General features: G+C 65.3%; 16 protein-coding genes and 1 tRNA gene. 8 read left to right on the top strand and 9 right to left on the bottom strand.

Annotated elements, in window-relative coordinates:
• The first annotated feature begins 152 nt into the window (after nt 1-152).
• On the top strand, nt 153-1763 hold the full coding sequence (gene cimA / locus DC366_RS07135) for a citramalate synthase (protein WP_108691513.1): 1611 nt from the start codon (nt 153-155) through the stop codon (nt 1761-1763).
• Nucleotides 1756-2535 (top strand): squalene/phytoene synthase family protein, encoded by a 780-nt coding sequence (locus tag DC366_RS07130; RefSeq protein WP_108691512.1) that lies wholly within the window; start codon nt 1756-1758, stop codon nt 2533-2535. Before cimA ends, DC366_RS07130 begins: the two co-directional genes overlap by 8 nt.
• Here the strand turns inward: DC366_RS07130 and DC366_RS07125 are convergent.
• A complete protein-coding gene (locus DC366_RS07125; protein WP_108691511.1) occupies nt 2519-2752 on the bottom strand; it encodes a hypothetical protein in 234 nt (77 codons plus the stop codon). The genes DC366_RS07130 and DC366_RS07125 overlap by 17 nt on opposite strands.
• On the opposite strand from DC366_RS07125, the gene cobA reads away from it, so the two are divergent.
• Together cobA and DC366_RS07115 are read left to right on the top strand one after the other, a co-directional pair.
• The gene (cobA, locus tag DC366_RS07120) at nt 2751-3599 is read left to right on the top strand and encodes a uroporphyrinogen-III C-methyltransferase (RefSeq protein WP_108691510.1); all 849 of its coding nucleotides are present in this window, start codon (nt 2751-2753) and stop codon (nt 3597-3599) included. The two genes, DC366_RS07125 and cobA, sit on opposite strands and share 2 nt — an antisense overlap.
• Before the next feature lie 50 nt (nt 3600-3649).
• Nucleotides 3650-4873 (top strand): MFS transporter, encoded by a 1224-nt coding sequence (locus tag DC366_RS07115; RefSeq protein ID WP_108691509.1) that lies wholly within the window; start codon nt 3650-3652, stop codon nt 4871-4873.
• Between the two features lie 2 nt (nt 4874-4875).
• Here DC366_RS07115 and DC366_RS07110 read toward each other — a convergent pair whose 3' ends face one another.
• Genes DC366_RS07110 through DC366_RS07100 form a run of 3 tightly spaced genes read right to left on the bottom strand, consistent with a single transcriptional unit; the run spans nt 4876 to nt 6877 of the window.
• Nucleotides 4876-5544: an alpha/beta hydrolase gene (locus DC366_RS07110; protein ID WP_108691508.1), complete on the bottom strand. Its 669-nt coding sequence runs from the start codon at nt 5542-5544 to the stop codon at nt 4876-4878.
• Nucleotides 5541-6182 carry a DNA-3-methyladenine glycosylase family protein gene (locus tag DC366_RS07105; protein WP_108691507.1) on the bottom strand — a complete coding sequence of 214 codons (642 nt, stop codon included), beginning with the start codon at nt 6180-6182 and terminating at the stop codon, nt 5541-5543. The genes DC366_RS07110 and DC366_RS07105 overlap by 4 nt, the downstream gene beginning before the upstream one ends.
• Nucleotides 6164-6877, bottom strand: coding sequence for a precorrin-6A/cobalt-precorrin-6A reductase (locus DC366_RS07100; protein ID WP_165802865.1), 714 nt, complete (start codon nt 6875-6877; stop codon nt 6164-6166). Before DC366_RS07100 ends, DC366_RS07105 begins: the two co-directional genes overlap by 19 nt.
• 170 nt (nt 6878-7047) lie before the next feature.
• Here DC366_RS07100 and DC366_RS07095 point away from each other — a divergent pair, with 170 nt between their 5' ends.
• A complete protein-coding gene (locus DC366_RS07095; protein ID WP_108691505.1) occupies nt 7048-7311 on the top strand; it encodes a TFIIB-type zinc ribbon-containing protein in 264 nt (87 codons plus the stop codon).
• Between the two features lie 71 nt (nt 7312-7382).
• On the opposite strand, the gene DC366_RS07090 is transcribed toward DC366_RS07095, so the two are convergent.
• Complete coding sequence (locus tag DC366_RS07090) at nt 7383-7568, bottom strand: PLD nuclease N-terminal domain-containing protein (RefSeq protein ID WP_108691504.1); 186 nt, start codon at nt 7566-7568, stop codon at nt 7383-7385.
• A 63-nt stretch (nt 7569-7631) separates the two neighbouring features.
• Entirely contained in the window at nt 7632-9830 is a 2199-nt protein-coding gene (gene uvrB, locus DC366_RS07085) for an excinuclease ABC subunit UvrB (RefSeq protein ID WP_108691503.1), read from the bottom strand.
• A gap of 147 nt (nt 9831-9977) precedes the next feature.
• Here uvrB and DC366_RS07080 point away from each other — a divergent pair, with 147 nt between their 5' ends.
• From DC366_RS07080 to DC366_RS07070, 3 genes are all read left to right on the top strand, one after another.
• On the top strand, nt 9978-10853 hold the full coding sequence (locus tag DC366_RS07080) for a hypothetical protein (RefSeq protein WP_108691502.1): 876 nt from the start codon (nt 9978-9980) through the stop codon (nt 10851-10853).
• Nucleotides 10854-10898: 45 nt separating this feature from the next.
• Nucleotides 10899-10974: transfer RNA gene (locus DC366_RS07075), tRNA-Thr, on the top strand.
• Between the two features lie 113 nt (nt 10975-11087).
• Nucleotides 11088-11705 carry a DedA family protein gene (locus DC366_RS07070; protein ID WP_108691501.1) on the top strand — a complete coding sequence of 206 codons (618 nt, stop codon included), beginning with the start codon at nt 11088-11090 and terminating at the stop codon, nt 11703-11705.
• Nucleotides 11706-11882: 177 nt separating this feature from the next.
• Here the strand turns inward: DC366_RS07070 and DC366_RS07065 are convergent, their stop codons facing one another.
• From DC366_RS07065 to DC366_RS07055, 3 genes are all read right to left on the bottom strand, one after another.
• Nucleotides 11883-13193, bottom strand: coding sequence for a D-amino acid dehydrogenase (locus DC366_RS07065; protein ID WP_341476687.1), 1311 nt, complete (start codon nt 13191-13193; stop codon nt 11883-11885).
• 146 nt (nt 13194-13339) lie between these two features.
• Nucleotides 13340-16435 (bottom strand): efflux RND transporter permease subunit, encoded by a 3096-nt coding sequence (locus tag DC366_RS07060; protein ID WP_108691500.1) that lies wholly within the window; start codon nt 16433-16435, stop codon nt 13340-13342.
• Nucleotides 16432-17601 carry an efflux RND transporter periplasmic adaptor subunit gene (locus DC366_RS07055; RefSeq protein WP_108691499.1) on the bottom strand — a complete coding sequence of 390 codons (1170 nt, stop codon included), beginning with the start codon at nt 17599-17601 and terminating at the stop codon, nt 16432-16434. Before DC366_RS07055 ends, DC366_RS07060 begins: the two co-directional genes overlap by 4 nt.
• Nucleotides 17602-17736 lie beyond the last annotated feature (135 nt).

Genomic DNA, 17736 nt, shown 5'->3' with positions numbered 1-17736 from the left:
CCGGGCCGCTGCGCGTCACGGCCCGATCGTGGCGAGTGGCGCGCGGCAGACGGTAAGGCGCGTCCGGTTGTCCGCAAAGCTCTGGAGGAAGTTCGAGACGATCTGACGCTACGCGCCTCCATTTCACGCCGACAAGCGGCAGGCGTTGCACCATGACCCGCACCCGCCTCACCCTCTACGACACCACGCTGCGCGACGGGCAGCAAACCCAAGGCGTGCAATTCTCGACCGCCGAGAAACAGCGCATCGCGGAGATGCTCGACACCCTCGGTGTCGATTACATCGAGGGTGGCTGGCCCGGCGCGAACCCGACCGACAGCGCCTTTTTCGACGCGGCGCCCCGGACCCGCGCGACCATCACTGCCTTCGGCATGACCAAACGCGCAGGCCGCAGCGCGGCCAATGATGACGTCCTCGCCGCCGTGATGAACGCGGGCACAAGCGCCGTCTGCCTCGTCGGCAAGGCGCATGATTTCCATGTCGAGCGTGCCTTGGGCATCACCTTGGCGGAAAATACTCAAAATATCGCCAGCTCCATCCAGCACCTCGTCTCAGAAGGGCGCGAGGCGCTGCTGGACGCCGAGCACTTCTTTGACGGCTACAAGGCGAACCCCGGTTACGCGCTGGAGGTCTGCCGCGCCGCGCTGGACGCAGGCGCGCGCTGGATCGTGCTGTGCGACACCAACGGCGGCACCTTGCCCGCCGAAATCGGGCGCATCACGGCAGAGGTGATCGCGGCGGGCATCCCCGGCGACCGGCTTGGCATCCATACGCATAACGACACCGAAAACGCCGTGGCGGGCGCGCTGGCCGCGGTCGATGCGGGCGCGCGGCAAATTCAGGGCACGCTGAACGGGCTGGGCGAGCGCTGTGGCAATGCCAGCCTTACGACCCTGATCCCGACGCTGCTGCTGAAGGAGCCCTACGCCAACCGTTACGAGACCGGCGTCACGCTTGAAGCACTGCAAAACCTCAGCCGCGTCAGCCGCAAGCTGGACGATATCCTGAACCGCGTCCCGCAGCGTCAGGCCGCCTACGTCGGCGCGTCCGCCTTTGCACACAAGGCCGGGCTGCATGCCAGCGCGATCCTGAAAGACCCCAGCACGTATGAGCATATCGATCCGGCGCTGGTCGGCAATGCGCGCATCATTCCGATGTCCAATCAGGCGGGCCAGTCGAACCTGCGCCGCCGCCTTGCCGAGGCCGGGATAGAGGTGGCGCCGAATGATCCGGCGCTGGCGCTCATCCTCGACCAGATCAAGGAGCGCGAGGCCGAGGGCTATACCTATGACAGCGCGCAGGCCAGTTTCGAGCTGCTGGCGCGGCGCGCGCTGGGCACGCTGCCCGACTTTTTCGAGGTCAAGCGCTACAAGGTCACGGTCGAGCGGCGCAAGAACAAGCATGACCGCATGGTCAGCCTGTCCGAGGCCGTCGTCGTGGTCAAAGTCGATGGCGAGAAAAAGCTGTCGGTCAGCGAGTCGATGGACGACACCGGCAGCGACCGCGGCCCGGTCAACGCGCTGTCCAAGGCGCTGGCCAAGGATCTGGGCCGCTACCAGAGCGCGATCGACGACATGCGCCTTGTCGACTTCAAGGTGCGCATCACCCAAGGCGGGACCGAGGCGGTGACGCGCGTCATCATCGACAGCGAGGACGGGCAGGGCAACCGCTGGTCCACGGTGGGGGTCAGCGCGAACATCGTCGATGCGTCGTTCGATGCGCTGCTGGACGCGATCAACTGGAAGCTGCTGCAGGATGCCTGATCTGGGCCAGGATCTGACCGGCTGCGCGGGGCTTGTCGAGCGCGGCGATCCGGCCCGTTTCCGCGCCGCGATGGCGGCGCCGGTCGCGGCGCGGCGGGTCCTGTTTCCGGTCTATGCCTTCAATGTCGAGGTGTCGCGCGCGCCTTGGATGACGCAGGAGCCCATCATCGCCGAGATGCGCCTGCAATGGTGGCGCGATGCGCTGGACGAGATCGGCGCAGGCGGCCCCGTGCGGCGGCACGAGGTGGTCACGCCGCTGGCGGATGTGCTGGACGCCAAGGGCGCTGGGCTGCTTGATGCGCTGATCGCGGCGCGGCAGTGGGACATCTATCGCGACCCGTTCGAGGATGACGCGCATCTGACCAGCTATCTGGAAAAGACCAGCGGCAACCTGATGCTGGCCGCCGCCCGCGCGCTGGGACAGGCGGACGAGGCGGTGGTTATGGATGCGGGCTATGCCGCCGGCGTGGCGAACTGGCTTTGCGCCATTCCCGCGCTGGAGGAGGCCGGGCGCGTGCCGCTTCTGGACGGGCGGCCAGACGCCATTCGCGCGCTGGCAAAAGGCGGTCTGGCGCGGCTTGCCGCGGCGCGCAAGGCGCGCTCCGGCGTCAGCGCCGCGGCACGTCCCGCGCTGCTCGCCGCGTGGCAGGCAGAGGGCGTTCTGCGCCGCGCCGCCGCGCATCCGGGCCTTGTGGCGCAGGGTGTGCTGGCGCCGTCTCCGATTCGCTCGGCATTGGGTCTTGCGGCGCGGTCCATCACTGGCCGATGGTGAGAATATCCTTCCGAATGCTGCGCAGCATTTTGCAGCAAATTAAAATTCTGTCCTGACAAAACGCCCTTTCCCAAACGATATCATAATTTTTGCACCTCCAAGCGGACGATACCACCCCGGCGGCGAGCTTTGCCTGAACAGCGTTTTCGGGCCGGAACGAGCCAGAAGCGCCGGGCCTCTTCCCGCAGTGCAAATCCTGCGGCATATGCTGGTTCATGTTCGATTCGCTCCCCCTCCCGCCGCATCAGTGGCCTTCCATGCAGCCCGGCTGGGTCTGGCTTTGCGGTGCCGGTCCGGGCGATCCGGGCCTGTTGACCATCCACGCGCTGAACGCGCTGCGGCAGGCGGATGTCATCGTCTATGACGCGCTGGTGCAGGAGTGCATCCTTGACTGGGCGCCGCAGGCCGAGAAGGTCTATGCCGGCAAGCGCGGCGGCAAACCCTCGGCTCTGCAGCGCGATATCTCGCTCTCGCTGGTCGAACTTGCCCGCGCGGGCAAGCGGGTGCTGCGGCTGAAGGGCGGCGATCCGTTTGTCTTTGGTCGCGGCGGCGAGGAGGCGCAGACACTGGTTCAGCACCGCGTGCCGGTGCGCATCATTCCGGGCATCACCGCAGGTATCGGCGGGCTGGCCTATGCGGGCATCCCGGCCACCCATCGCGGCGTGAACCAATCCGTCACCTTCGTGACCGGGCATGACCAGTCCGGCAACGTATCCTCTCCGAACTGGAAGGCGCTGGCCGAGGGCAGCCAGCTGCTGGTCATCTACATGGGCATGAAGCACGCGGCCCAGATCAGCGCCGCGCTGATCGAGAATGGCCGCAGCGCGGACGAGCCCTGCGCGGTGGTCTGCAACGCCACCATGCCCCGGCAGCAGGTGATCGAGACGACGCTGGGCACCATGGCCGCCGATATCGAGGCCAGCGGGCTGGAGCCGCCGGCGCTGCTGTGCATCGGCAGGAACGTGTTGATGCGGCAGGTGCTGGACTGGCAGGGGCAGATGGGCGGCGAGGCGGTGCGCGACATGGACCCCCTGAACATGGACGCAGTCGCCGCGGTCGCCTGACCGGCCATGCCGCTTGCCAAGCTGAGGCAACCGCTCTAGCACTTCGCGGCATGACCTATGCCGCCTCCATTCCCGATGATGCCCGCGCCCGGCGCAACGTGACCGTGCTGGTGCTGGCGCAGGCCATTCTGGGCGCGCAGATGCCGATGATCTTTGTCGTCGGCGGTCTGGCGGGCACCGGGCTGGCCAGCAATCCGTGCTTTGCCACCTTGCCGATCTCGATGATCGTCATCGGCTCGATGCTGTCGGCCACGCCGATTTCGGCGATCATGCAGCGCCATGGGCGGCGGGCCGGGTTTTTCGTCGGCACCACGGGCGGCGCGATTGGCGGTGCGGTGGGCGCCTATGGCCTTTTTGTCGCATCCTTTCCGCTGTTCCTGCTGGGCAGCCTTCTGACCGGCATGTACATGAGCGCGCAGGGTTTTTACCGCTTCGCCGCCGCCGATACCGCCAGCGATGCCTTCCGGCCCAAGGCGATTTCCTATGTCATGGCGGGCGGGCTGGTCAGCGCCATCATCGGGCCGCAACTGGTCAAGGTCACGGCCGAGGCGATGGTGGTGCCGTTCCTGGGCACCTATATCGCCGTGATCGCGCTGAATATTCTTGGCTCGGCGCTGTTCCTGTTCCTGAGCATCCCCAAGCCGCCGATTCCCAGCGAGGACGCGCCGCGCGGACGCTCGCGGCTGGAGCTGCTGAAGACGCCGCGCATCGCTGTCGCGGTGATCTGCGCCATGGTGTCCTATGCGCTGATGAACCTCGTGATGACCTCGACGCCGCTGGCGGTGGTGGGCTGCGGGTTCGACAAGGGGCGCGCGGCGGATGTGGTGACCGCGCATGTGCTGGCGATGTATATCCCGTCCTTCTTTACCGGCCATCTGATCGCGCGGTTCGGCGTGGAAAAGGTGCTGGGCGCCGGGATCGCGATCCTCGCCGCCGCCGGCGTCGTGGCGATTCAGGGCGTGAACCTTGAAAACTTCTTTGTTGCGCTGGTGCTGCTGGGCGTCGGTTGGAACTTCGGCTTTATCGGCGCGACGTCCATGCTGGCGGGCGCGCACAAGCCACACGAGCGGGGGCGCATGCAGGGCCTGAACGATCTGCTGGTCTTTGGCGGTGTCACCGTGGCATCGCTGGCGTCAGGCGGGCTGATGAACTGTTCGGGCGGCAATGCGCAATCGGGCTGGATGGCCGTCAATCTGGCGATGGTGCCGTTCCTGGTGCTGGCGGGCGGCGCGTTGATCTGGCTGGTGCTGCGGCCCAAGGACGATATGGCCTGAGCCTATCCCAGCCCCAGCTTGTCCGCCATGAAGGCGAGCGCCACCTCCAGCCCGTCGGGCGCGATGCCGTGGCCGGTGCCTTTCATGACGTGCGCATAGACATCCTTCCACCCGGCCGCCTGCAGCGCCTCGGCGGCTTCGGGCAGGGATTGCGCCGGGACCACCTCGTCCGCGTCGCCATGCACCAGCAGGACGGGTGGGCGGCTGACCACCTCGTCGGCCAGCAATTCGGGCCGCAACAGTCGGCCCGAAAACGCGACGATGCCGGCGATCTCGTCCTCGCGCCGGGGGGCGACATGCAGGGCCATCATCGTGCCCTGGGAAAAGCCGAACAGCACCACCTGTTCGGGCAGCACATCCTCGTCCACCATCAGCGCATCGAGGAACGCGTTCAGATCATCGGCGGCGGCCAGCAGCCCGCGCTCGGCCTCTTCCTCGCTGCTGCCGTCGATCCAGGGAATGGGGAACCACTGAAACCCGTTCGGCATGCCCGGCACGTTCTCCGGCGCGTCGGGCGCGACAAACAGCGTGTCCGGCAGATGCTCGCCCAAGGGATCGGCAAGGCCCAGAAGGTCAGGCCCGTTGGCGCCGTAGCCATGCAGGAACACCACGACAGAGCGTGTCTGGCCCGAAATAGGCTCTTTGCGGCCGGCGTTGAGTACGCGTGTCATCTGATGCCTTCCCTTTGCTTTGCCACCCGGTAGTAGGCCCAAAGAAGGCGGGCGGCAACCGATCTCCACGGGCTCCATTTCTCGGCCATCTCGCGCATTGCGCGCTCCTTGGGGCGTTCGGGCAGATCGTAGAGGATGCGCGCCGCCTCCTGCAGGGCCAGATCGCCGTGGGCGAAGACATCGGCGTGGCCAAGGCTGAACATTGCATAGATCTCGGCCGTCCAGGTGCCGATGCCGGGCACCTGCGTCAGCGTCTTGATGACGTCCTGCGTCGGCGCGGCGCGCAGCGCGCCAAAGTCGATCCCGGCGCGGGCCAGTTCCTGCGCATAGCGGATCTTCTGGCGGCTGAGACCGGCGGCGCGCAGCCCCTTCTCTCCGGCGGCCAGAACGGGCGCGGGGGCGGTCAGGCCGGCCTCCTCCATCCGGGCCCAGATCGCGTTGGCCGAGGCGACGCTGACCTGCTGGCTGATGATGGCGCTCAGCAGCTCGGCAAAGCCATCGGGCCTGCGCCGCAGCGGCAGGGGGCCGGTCAGGGCGTAGGCCTGCGCAAGGTGCGGGCACTGTGCCGACAAGGCGGCGACGCCTTCTGCGACATCGTCCGGCGTTTCGATGATGCGGATCACAGCGCGGCCGCCCATTCCAGCGCCTCCTTGGTCGTTGCCGCACACCGAATGCCGGGGGGCGCCGCCGGGCGGTCGATCATCGCCACGTTCAGGCCCAGATGGCGCGCCGCCAGCAGCTTGGTCACAGCGCGGGTGCTGCCGGTGTTGCGCAGCACCAGCCAGTCAATTTCCAGCCTCTCGAACAACGCGATTTCCTCCTCCACCGCAAAGGGCGGCTGTTGGATCAGGTACGCGCCATTGGCAAGCGGGAAGGGCCCGTCCGGCGCGCCGATCTGGCGGCAATAGATATAGGCGTCCTTTCGATCGGCGAAATGCGCCAGACCCTCGCGCCCGGTCGCAAGGAAGATGGTCGCGCCTGCGGGGATATGGGCGGGGGCGTCCGCCTCGGACGCGATTGGAGTCCAGCGGTCGCCGGGAAGCCGGGGCCATTCCGGCCGCCGCAGCAGGCAATAGGGAACCCCGCGCGCAGCGCAGGCGCGTGCCGCTTGGCCGGAAATGTCGGTGGCAAAGGGATGCGATGCGTCCAGCACCGCGGTGAGGGCCGGATCGGACAGGCACCGGCCCAGATCGCCGGTTGCCACCGGCACCGGCCAGTCCGCCGCAAGGCGCGCGCCCGGCGCACGCCAGACCGCGCAGGCAATACCCCGGCGCGACAGACCTTCGGCGATGGCCGGCGCCTCTCCGCTGCCGGCCAGCAGCAGCAGGGTCAAGCGCGGCGCCCTTCGCGGCGAAATATCGGCAGATCCAGTCGCATGGCCGGAACAATAGCGCCCCGGCGGCCCGGCGCAATCAGGATCTTGAGCGCAGGATCGCGCAGGATATTGCGACGGCGCGTCATCGTTCCCATTTGGTAGGAAACGCAAAGGAGGAGCTAAATCGCATGAAATGTCCCGTAGACGGCACCGAACTGATGATGACGGATCGAACAGGGGTGGAAATCGACTATTGCCCGCAATGCAGGGGCGTCTGGCTGGATCGCGGAGAGCTGGACAAGATCATCGACCGCTCGGCCCCCGAGGCGCCGCCGGCGGCGCCTGCGTATGACCCGGCCTATGACTATGACGATCGGGATCGCGGGTATGACGACAAGCCCCGCAAGCGCAAGAAGCGCGGTGGTTTCCTGGAAGACCTCTTCGATTTCTGAGGTGTCTGGACGCGAAAAGAGCGGGCAAAATGCGCCCGCTCTTCTAGTGTTGTTCTACGATGTCTCCCGCGTCAGACGCGCGCGGCGGCACCGCGCGGACCTGCGATCAGCCAGGCGATGAAGCCCAGAACCGGCAGGAAGAAGATCACAAGCGTCCAGATGACCTTGGCGAGGGTCGATGCGGACGAGGTGAGCGTCTGGTAGATCGCGTAAATGTCGAGAACCAGAACGATCAGTCCAAAAATTCCATATTCCATGATGCCTCTCCTTGATGGCGTGATTGCAGAAGCAACGACACAGCTGCCATCAAGGTTCCGTGATTACCTTTTGCGCCGCTTGACGTTCCCGCCGCGCTGGCCCGGTTTTCCGGCCGTGGATCTGCCACGCGTCTTGGATCCGGCCTCGACGGCCGCCTCCACCGCTGACTGGCGCGCCAGAGGATCGTCCGAGATGGCCAGATCGACCGCCTCCAGCCGCTTGACCTCGTCGCGCAGCCTTGCGGCCTCCTCGAATTCCAGATTCTCGGCGGCCTTGCGCATCTCCAGCCGCAGACCGTCCAGATGCGCGGCAAGGTTGGCGCCATGCATCGGCTTGTCGATCTTGGCGGTGACGCGGCTCATGTCCACGTCGCCCTTGTAAAGGCCGGCCAGAATATCCTCGACGTTCTTCTTGACGGTGGCGGGGGTGATGCCGTGCTCTTCGTTATAGGCGATCTGTTTTTCGCGGCGACGGTCCGTTTCGCCCATCGCGCGCTCCATTGAGCCGGTAATGCGGTCCGCATACATGATGACGCGCCCATCGGCATTTCGCGCGGCGCGGCCGATGGTCTGGATCAACGACGTCTCCGAGCGCAGGAAACCTTCCTTGTCGGCGTCCAGAATGGCGACCAGACCGCATTCGGGAATATCCAGACCCTCGCGCAGCAGGTTGATGCCGATCAGCACGTCAAAGGCGCCAAGGCGCAGGTCGCGCAGGATCTCGATCCGCTCGATCGTGTCGATTTCCGAGTGCATGTAGCGCACCTTGATGCCCTGCTCGTGCATGTATTCGGTCAGATCCTCGGCCATGCGTTTCGTCAGGGTGGTGACCAGCGTGCGGAAGCCCGCGGCAGTGACGCGGCGCACCTCGTCGATCAGATCGTCCACCTGCGTTTCCACCGGGCGGATTTCGATCATCGGGTCCAGCAGACCGGTGGGGCGGATCACCTGCTCGGTGAAGACGCCGCCGGTCTGCTCGATCTCCCATTTCGCGGGGGTCGCACTGACGAAAACCGACTGCGGGCGCATCGCGTCCCATTCCTCGAATTTCAGCGGACGGTTGTCCATGCAGGACGGCAGGCGGAATCCATGCTCGGCCAGCGTGAATTTGCGGCGGTAGTCGCCCTTGTACATCGCGCCGATCTGCGGGACGGACACGTGGGATTCATCCGCGAAAACGATGGCATTGTCGGGGATGAATTCGAACAGGGTCGGGGGCGGCTCGCCCGGTGCGCGGCCTGTCAGGTAGCGCGAATAGTTCTCAATCCCGTTGCAGACGCCGGTGGCCTCCAGCATTTCCAGATCGAAATTCGTGCGCTGCTCCAGCCGCTGCGCCTCCAGCAGTTTGCCCTCTCCGACCAGCTGATCCAGACGCACGCGCAGCTCTTTCTTGATGCCCAGAATGGCCTGCTGCATGGTGGGTTTCGGCGTCACGTAGTGGCTGTTCGCGTAAACGCGGATCTTGTCGAAACTGCCGGTTTTCTCGCCGGTCAGCGGGTCAAACTCGGTGATCGCCTCAAGCTCATTGCCAAAGAAGCTCAGCCGCCATGCGCGGTCCTCAAGGTGCGCCGGGAACACCTCCAGCGAGTCGCCGCGCACGCGGAAAGAACCGCGCTGGAACGCCGCATCGTTGCGCTTGTATTGCTGCGCGACCAGATCGGCCATCACCTGCCGCTGGTCGTAATCGGTGCCGACGGTCAGATCCTGCGTCATGGCGCCGTAGGTCTCCACGCTGCCGATACCGTAGATGCACGACACCGACGCGACGATGATCACATCGTCCCGCTCCAGCAGCGCGCGCGTGGCCGAGTGGCGCATGCGGTCGATCTGCTCGTTGATCTGGCTCTCCTTCTCGATGAAGGTATCGCTGCGCGCGACATATGCCTCGGGCTGGTAATAGTCGTAATAGCTGACGAAATACTCGACCGCGTTGTGGGGAAAGAACCCCTTGAATTCGCCGTAAAGCTGCGCCGCCAGCGTCTTGTTCGGGGCAAGGATGATGGCGGGGCGCTGCGTTTCCTCGATCACCTTGGCCATGGTATAGGTCTTGCCGGTGCCGGTCGCGCCCAAAAGCACCTGATCGCGGTCGCCGTCCTTGACCCCCTGGCTCAGCTCGACGATCGCGGTGGGCTGATCGCCGGCGGGCTGAAACTCGGTCACCATCTCGAAGCGCTTGCCGCCCTCCAGCTTGGGGCGCTCGCGCACGGCGGGGGCGGGATTGGCCAGAACGGGGGGCTGGCTGTCGGAATGAACGTAGGACATCGGCGGACTCCTTGGGGCCTGCCACATTTGATGTTTTTTCCGCAGGGTTCAACCCGCCGGCCCCGGCGCAGTCCTGCCGATTGCGGTTTATCTGCGGGCCAAAGGCACCTATACAGGGGCCTGATATCAGATCCGGATGCGAACATCATGCAGCTCGTTCTTCACGCAGGCGCCCACATCACCGATGAGGACAGGCTGCTGAAATGCCTGACCGCCAATCAGGATGAGCTGGCCGAACGTGGCACGCAGGTCCCCTTTCCCAAGGAGTATCGCAAGCTGATGCGCGACGTGCTGCATGCCGCCGCGCAAGGCGCCATTGCACCCGACACGCGCGAGGTGCTGCTGGACGCGCTGGGCATGCAGCCCGAGCCAGATCGCCTGATCCTGTCCAATCCCGGCTTTTTCGGCACGCCCAAGATGGCCGCGTCGGGCGGCGCGTTCTACACCTCCGCCGCACGGCGCACGCAGATCTTTCGCGAGATCTTTGCCAATGACGAGATCGAGATGTTCTTTGCCATCTGCAACCCGGCGACGTTCCTGCCCACGATACTGGCCCAGACAAAGTTCGACAGCATCGGCGCCTATCTGGGCGGCACCGACCCGCGCGAGATGCGCTGGTCCGACATGATCGGCCAGGTGCGCGAGGCCATCCCCAACGTGCCGATCACCGTTTGGTGTAACGAGGACACGCCGCTGATCTGGGGCCAGATCCTGCGCGAGATGGCGGGCGTGGACCACGGCGTGCCGCTGAAAGGGGAGCACGCGCTGTTGCGCGAGATCATGACCAAGGCCGGCATGGCCCGCTTCGACGCCTACCTGGCAGACCATCCCGGCATGACCGAGATGCAAAAGCGCCGCGTCATTTCCGCCTTTCTAGACAAATTCGCCGATCAGGACGCCATAGAGGAAGAGCTGGATCTGCCCGGCTGGACCGAAGAGCTGGTGGACGAGCTCAGCGATCTGTACGACGAGGACGCGTATCGCATCGGGCGCATCCCCGGAATTAGCCTGATCACCCCCTGAGCGCGCTTGCCAAGGCGCCGCCGCCCTGCTAAATGCGCGGGCGTTGCCCCTATAGCTCAGCTGGTAGAGCAACTGATTTGTAATCAGTAGGTCCGCGGTTCGAGTCCGTGTGGGGGCACCAGTTTTCCAAGCAGCCAAAGCTCATGACCGCCCGCATCGCGGTGGGAACATTTGCGCGGAGGGCGCGGTTGACCTAGCTGCAGAGGCGACGAACGCTACAACGCGGGAGCGGGTATGTTTGACTGGATAACCGGACTTCTTGAGCAGCTGGGCGTTGTGGCTGTCGGATTCCTGATGCTGGCCGAGAACATATTTCCGCCGATCCCGTCCGAGCTGATCATGCCACTGGCCGGTTTTCTGGTGTATCAGGGCAAGATGAGGCTGATCGCCGCCGTGATTTCGGGCAGTATCGGATCGCTCCTGGGCACCTACCTGTGGTATCTGGTAGCGCGCAGGATCGGGCGCGAGCGGGTGCGCAGGCTCGTCGCGCGGCACGGAAAATGGCTGACCGTATCGCTGGATGATCTGGACCGCGCCAGCGACTGGTTCGAGCGGCACGGCCGCGCTGCCGTCGTCGTCGGGCGGATGATTCCGGGAATTCGCACCGTCATTTCCGTGCCTGCCGGGCTGACCGGCATGAAACATGCGCCGTTCCTGATGTATTCCCTTCTGGGCACCACGATCTGGACCGCGTTGCTGACCTGTCTCGGCTATGCGCTGGGCAGTCAGTACGACAAGGTGGCGGAGTGGTTGAACTTGGTGACGACCGTGCTTCTGTTGGGGGCGCTCGCGCTCTATGTTTACCGGCTTGTCACGCACAAGGGCGCCGAGGACGCGAAGGAGCGCTCGTAACCCGTCGAGGAGCAGGCATGCTACGGGCGGGAATGCGGCCCGCAGCATGTGATGCGCAATCCGCTAAAGCGTTTCGCCTTTAACCTGAGACATCAGATAAAGGCGAAACGCGCGAGAGCGCTGATATGTCGCGTGCGTTTCGCGAAAATCAGTGATTCAGGTTTTTCGCGAAACGCTTTAGCGGGCGTAGCGCGCGGCGGTGAGGCCGTCGAACGAGATTTCCGGCGTCTTGCCCAGCACCACGTCAGCCACCGCGCGGCCCGAGCCGCAGGCCATCGTCCAGCCCAGCGTGCCGTGGCCGGTGTTCAGGAACAGGTTGTCATACTGCGTCGGCCCCAGAACGGGCGTGCCATCGGGCGTCATCGGGCGCAGCCCGGTCCAGCCTTCGGCCTTGGAGATGTCGCCGCCCTTGGGGAAAAGATCGCCGATGACATGCTTGACGGTGTCGGTCGCATGGGGGCCCAGACGCTCGGAATAGCCTGCGATTTCGGCCTGGCCTGCCACGCGGATCCGGTCGCCCAGCCGCGTGATGGCGACCTTGTGGGTTTCATCCATGATGGTGGATTGCGGCGCGTGCGCGTCATCCGTCACGGGCAGGGTGACGGAGTAGCCCTTGACCGGATAAACCGGCAGCTTGATCCCGATCGGGTTGAGCACGTTCACCGCATAGCTGCCCATCGCGCAGACATAGGCATCGCCCGTGATGCGCCCGGCGATTTCGGTATCGACGCCCGCGATCTTGCCGTTCTCGATGGCGATGGATTTGATCGACTGGCCATACTGGAATTCGACGCCCATCTCGACGCATTTCTCGGTCAGCGCCATGGTGAAAAGGCGGCAATCGCCCGTGCGGTCGGCGGTCAGGCGCAGCCCGCCGACGAATTTCTCGCGCACCTCGGCCAGCGCCGGCTCGACGGCGATGCAGCCATCGCGGTCCAGCACCTCGTAGGGAGAATCGTATTCGGCGAGGATATCCTGATCGGCCTTGGACGCCTTGACCTGCTTTTCGGTGCGGAACAACTGCAGCGTGCCCATGGCGCGGCTGTCATATTCGATGCCCGTCTCTTCGATCAGTTCGGGCATGACATCGCGCGAATAGCTGGACACGCGGACCATGCGGCCCTTGTTGATGCGATAGCTTTCCTCGTTGCAGTTGGCGACCATCCTCACGCACCATTTCCACATGGTCGGGCTGATGAGCGGCCAGATGAACAGCGGCCGACGCTTCATGAACATCCATTTGACGGCCTTGATGGGGATGCCCGGCGCGGCCCAGGGCGAGCTCATGCCATAGCTGAGCTGACCGGCATTGGCATAGCTGGTCTCAAGCCCCGGCCCGGTCTGGCGGTCGATGACCGTGACCTCTGCGCCCTGCTTGGCGAGGTAGTAAGCGGTGGTGACGCCGATGACGCCCGCGCCCATGATGACAACTTTCATGCAGATGCCCTTTTCATGCAGATGCCCTTCCAGTGAACTTTCGCGCAACATGCGCCGGGCCGCGACGCGGATCAAGCGGTATTGAGCGGAGAATCCGGGGGTCTGATGCGGTGCGGCGCAAGAATGTCCCGCTAAAATCTATTAGTGCGCAAGAATCTCCGATGGCGCCTACGCCGCTATCTTTGCGCTCAGCCCGGTCAGGCGCCTTGAGTCTGCGCCTCTTCGAGTTCCTGCATCAAGCGCGCCTCCTCCCGCGCTTTGGGGGCCGAGAACCGGGCCAGCAGCAGATAGGCGACCGGCGTCAGGTAAAGGGTCGACAGCGTGGCCAGCCCCAGCCCCCCCACGATCACCCAGCCCAGCGCCTCTCGCGCCTCGGCGCCGGCTCCCGAGGACAGCACCAACGGCACGCCGCCCAGCACGGTGGAGGTCATCGTCATCATCACCGGGCGCAGCCGGATCGTGGAGGCGTCCAGAATCGCGTCATGCACATCCTGCCCCGTGTCTCGCAGCTGATTGGCGAACTCGACGATCAGGATGCCGTTCTTGGCCATGATGCCGATCAGCATGACCAGCCCGATCTGGCTGTAGACATTCAGGCTTTGGCCCGTCAGCAACAGTGCGAAGATCGCGCAGGCCAGCCCCAGTGGCACGGTGGCCATGACCACCACGGCCGAGATGAAGCTTTCGAACTGGGCGGACAGAACCAGAAACACCACCAGAATGGCAAAGCCGAAGGTGACGAAAAGGCCCGCGTTGGTCTGATCCAGCGTCGCGGCCTCGGCCAGTGGCACGATGCGGTTCTGCTCGGCCAGGACGTCATCGCCGATCTGCCGCACCCGTTCCAGCGCGTCGCCCAGCGACAATTCGGGCGTCAGGCCAGCCGTCAGCTCGACCGATCTGTTCTGCCCCTCGCGGTCCAGCTCGGGCGCGACGGCGCGCTCTTCCAGCGTCACGAAACTGGACATCGGCACCATCTGCCCGCTGCCCGAGCGCACAAACACGTTTTCCAGATCGCTGGGATCGTCGATCGGATCGGAGGTCGATAGCATCTGCACGTCGAAGCTCTTGTCCTCGACAAAGACGGACGCCACCTTGCGCCCGTCCAGCACCGCCTGAAGCGCGCGGCCCAGCCCGGTGATGTCGACGCCCAGATCGGCGGCCAGCGCGCGGTCAATCTGCACGAAAAGCTGCGGCTGCGTGCGCTCGTATTCCAGCTGCACCTTGCCCATCGCCGGGATCTCGGTCAGCCTGTCGACCATGGTTTCGGCCACTTCCGACAACTGGTCGTAACTGTCGCCGGTGATGGCAAAGGCCAGGCCCCGCCCGGCGCCGCGGATGCCCAGCGAATTGGGCTGAATGGCAAAGGCGCGCACGCCGATGACACTGGCCATCCGGTCATTCATGTCGGCCACGATGTCCTGTTGCCCGCGCGCACGGTCGTCCCACTTGGCCAGCGTGAACACCATGAAGCCGCGATTGTCCGCGCTGAAGCCGCTGAAGGCAAAGATATAGCGGATTTCGCCCTGCTCCAGCAGCGGCGCGACCACCTCTTCGATCTCCTGCATCTTGGACTGGGTATAATCCAGCGAAACGCCCTGCGGCGCGGTGATGCTCAGCAGGACCACCGCGCGGTCCTCGGCCGGGGTCAGCTCCTGCCGGATGCCGCCAGCCATGAGGGCCGCCGTGATGGCAACCACCGCCGCGATCAGCACGATGACATAGGGCATGGCCAGCGCGCCGCGCAACGTGGCCTCGTAAAGGCGCATCAGGCGCGCGCCCAGCCAGATCATCGGTCCCCGCGCCTGCGTGTCCGGCGCCTTGGTCAAGAGGCGACTGGCCAGCATGGGACACAGGCTGAGCGCGACGACCGAGGACAGCAGCACAGCCATTGCAAGCGTGAAGCCGAATTCGCGGAACAGCCCGCCGGCTTGCCCCGGCAGGAAGGACAGCGGCACGAACACCGCCGCCAGCGTCGCCGTTGTCGTGACCACGGCAAAGAACACCTGCGAGGTGCCGTTGACCGCCGCGGCGCGCGGGCCCATTCCCGCCGCGCGTTGCCGCACGATGTTTTCCAGAACGACGATGGCATCATCCACCACCATCCCGGTTGCCAGCACCAGCGCCAGCAGCGTCAGGATGTTGACCGAAAAACCGACCAGATAGATCGCCGCCAGCGTGCCCACCAGCGCAACAGGCAACGTCAGCGTCGGGATCAGCGTGGCGCGTATGTCGCGCAGGAAAAGAAAGATGACGGCCACGACGATGGCAACCGCAAAGCCAAGCGTTTTCAGCACCTCGGCGATCGAGCCGGAGATGAACGTCGCGTCATCGGAGGTCACGAACACGTTGACGTCATCGGGCAGGGTGCGGTTCAGCTCGGCCACGACCTCATGCACGCTGGCCGAAATCTCCAGCGTGTTGGACGTGGCCTGCCGGATCACGCCCATGCCCACCCCTTGCCGGCCATTGGCGCGCAGGATCGTCTCGCCCGGCGCGGGGCCAAGGGTGACGACCGCGACATCGCCGATGGTGACGTCTTTTTTCAGCTCCAGCGCCGCAAAGGCATCCGTCGTGGCGACGCTGGCGGTGGTTCGCACGTTGATCGACTGGCGGTCACCGGCCAGATCGCCCGCCGGCGTGTCCAGCGCGACATCGGCCAGCGCCCGCTCCACATCGGCCAGGGTCAGGCCGCGGCTGGCCAGTTCCAGCTGATCGATATCGACGCGGAAAATCGGCTCGCGGTCGCCGTAGATCTGCAGATCGGCGACCCCATCAACCGAGATCAGCCGGTCCTCGATGCGGTCCTGCACGATGGCGGTCAATTCCTGCGGCGAGCGGGCATCGGATGTGACCGCGATGCGCATCACCGGCTGCGCATTGGCGTCCGCCTTGACGATTTCGGGGCGGTCCGCATCCTCGGGCAGGTCATTGACGATGCGCGCGACGGCATCGCGCACATCCGTGGCCGCCACGTCGATATCGACATTGTCGTTGAATTCCACCGTGACCCGGCTGCGCCCGAAGCGCGAATTCGACGAGATCGAGCGCACGCCGGTCACGCGCCCCACCGCTCCCTCGATCCGGCCGGTCAGTTCCTGATCGACGGATTCGGGCGATGCGCCGGAAAAGGGCGTCGTGATCGTGACGACGGGCCGGTCCACGTTTGGCAATTCGCGGATTTCCACACCAAAGAGCCCGGCCACCCCCGCAAGGACGATCAGCGCGTTCAGCACGATGGCCAGTATGGGCCGCCGAACGAACAGCGCGGTGCCGGACGCCCTGGGCGCGGTCACAGCGCTGCTCCCTCATCCACCGCCGCGGCGTGAGAGACGGCATCCTCCTGGGTGGCGACCGTCACATCGGCGCCGTCGCGCAGGGTCTGCACGCCTTCGATCACCACGATCTCGCCCACCGCCAGATCCTCCGAGCGCACCAGAACCGCGTCGTTTTCACGCTGCACGATCTCGACCGGGGCCTTCTCGACCTTGCCGTCGCGCACGGCCCAGACGAAGGGCCCGTCGCTCGACCATTGCACGGCCAGCGGCGCCACAGACAGGGCGGTTTCGCCGGAAAACGACAGGCTGACGGAAAAGGCCATCCCGGCGCGCAGCAGATCATCCTCGTTCGGCACACGCCCCTGAACCAGCATCGTCCGGCTGGCCCGATCGACCACCGAATCGATCGCCGCGATTTCCCCGGTCAGCGTGGCATCCCTCATGCCCAGCGGCGTGACCGTCATCGGCTGGCCTGCCGAAATCTTGCCGACGACGCGTTCGGGCACGCGAAAATCGATCAGGATTTCGGACCGGTCCGTGATCAGCGCAACCAGATCCTGCGCATCCACGCGGTCGCCCACCTCGATATCGATGATGCCCACCCAGCCGGAAATAGGGGCCTCGATCTGGCGCTGGGACAGATCGAACTCGGCCTGCCGGACGGCCAGCTCGGCACTGCGCAGGGCCAGCTCGACCTCGCGCAGGCGCACTTCGGTCACGGCGCCGCGCGTGGCAAGCTGCCGTATACGCTCGGCATCGGTGCGGGCGTTCTCTTTCTGGATCTGGGCCTGCTCCAGCGCGATGGTCTCGGCCTCGTTCTCAAGCCGGGCGATGACGGTGCCGGCCTCCACATAGCTGCCGGCCGCCAGTGACAGATCGGTGATGATCCCCACGGCGTTCGAGCGGACGCTGACAGACCGCCGCGCGCGCCCGTCGCCGATCGACGTGACGCGGTCGGCCACCGCCCGCTCGCCCACCTGCGCGGTGACGACCGTCGTGGCCCCGCCGCCCTGCCAGCCGCCTTGCTCGCTTGCATCCTCGACCTCCGCAGGCTCGATCCCCAGAAGATCAAGAAGACCTATCCGGTCCAGCATGGGCTGAGCGGCGGGGACATAGCCGATCCACACGTAAAGGCCTGCGGCAAGAACCGCGAGAGACAGGAAAATCTGGCGAAACGCTTTCATGATCGCGGCTTCCGTTAGGCATGCGATGGCACCTTAACACTCTGGCCCGCCATTCGGAATAGGAGCGCTGCCCCGCGCATATGCGGCAGACGCGCGCAGGGGCAGGGTTTCGAGCGCATTGAAAGATAACAAACT

Origin of the sequence: Pelagivirga sediminicola, assembly GCF_003072125.1 — a bacterium.
GTDB classification, from domain to species: domain Bacteria; phylum Pseudomonadota; class Alphaproteobacteria; order Rhodobacterales; family Rhodobacteraceae; genus Roseovarius; species Roseovarius sediminicola.
The sequence above is the reverse complement of the archived record's forward strand: the minus strand, read 5'-3'. Positions and strand labels throughout refer to the sequence as shown.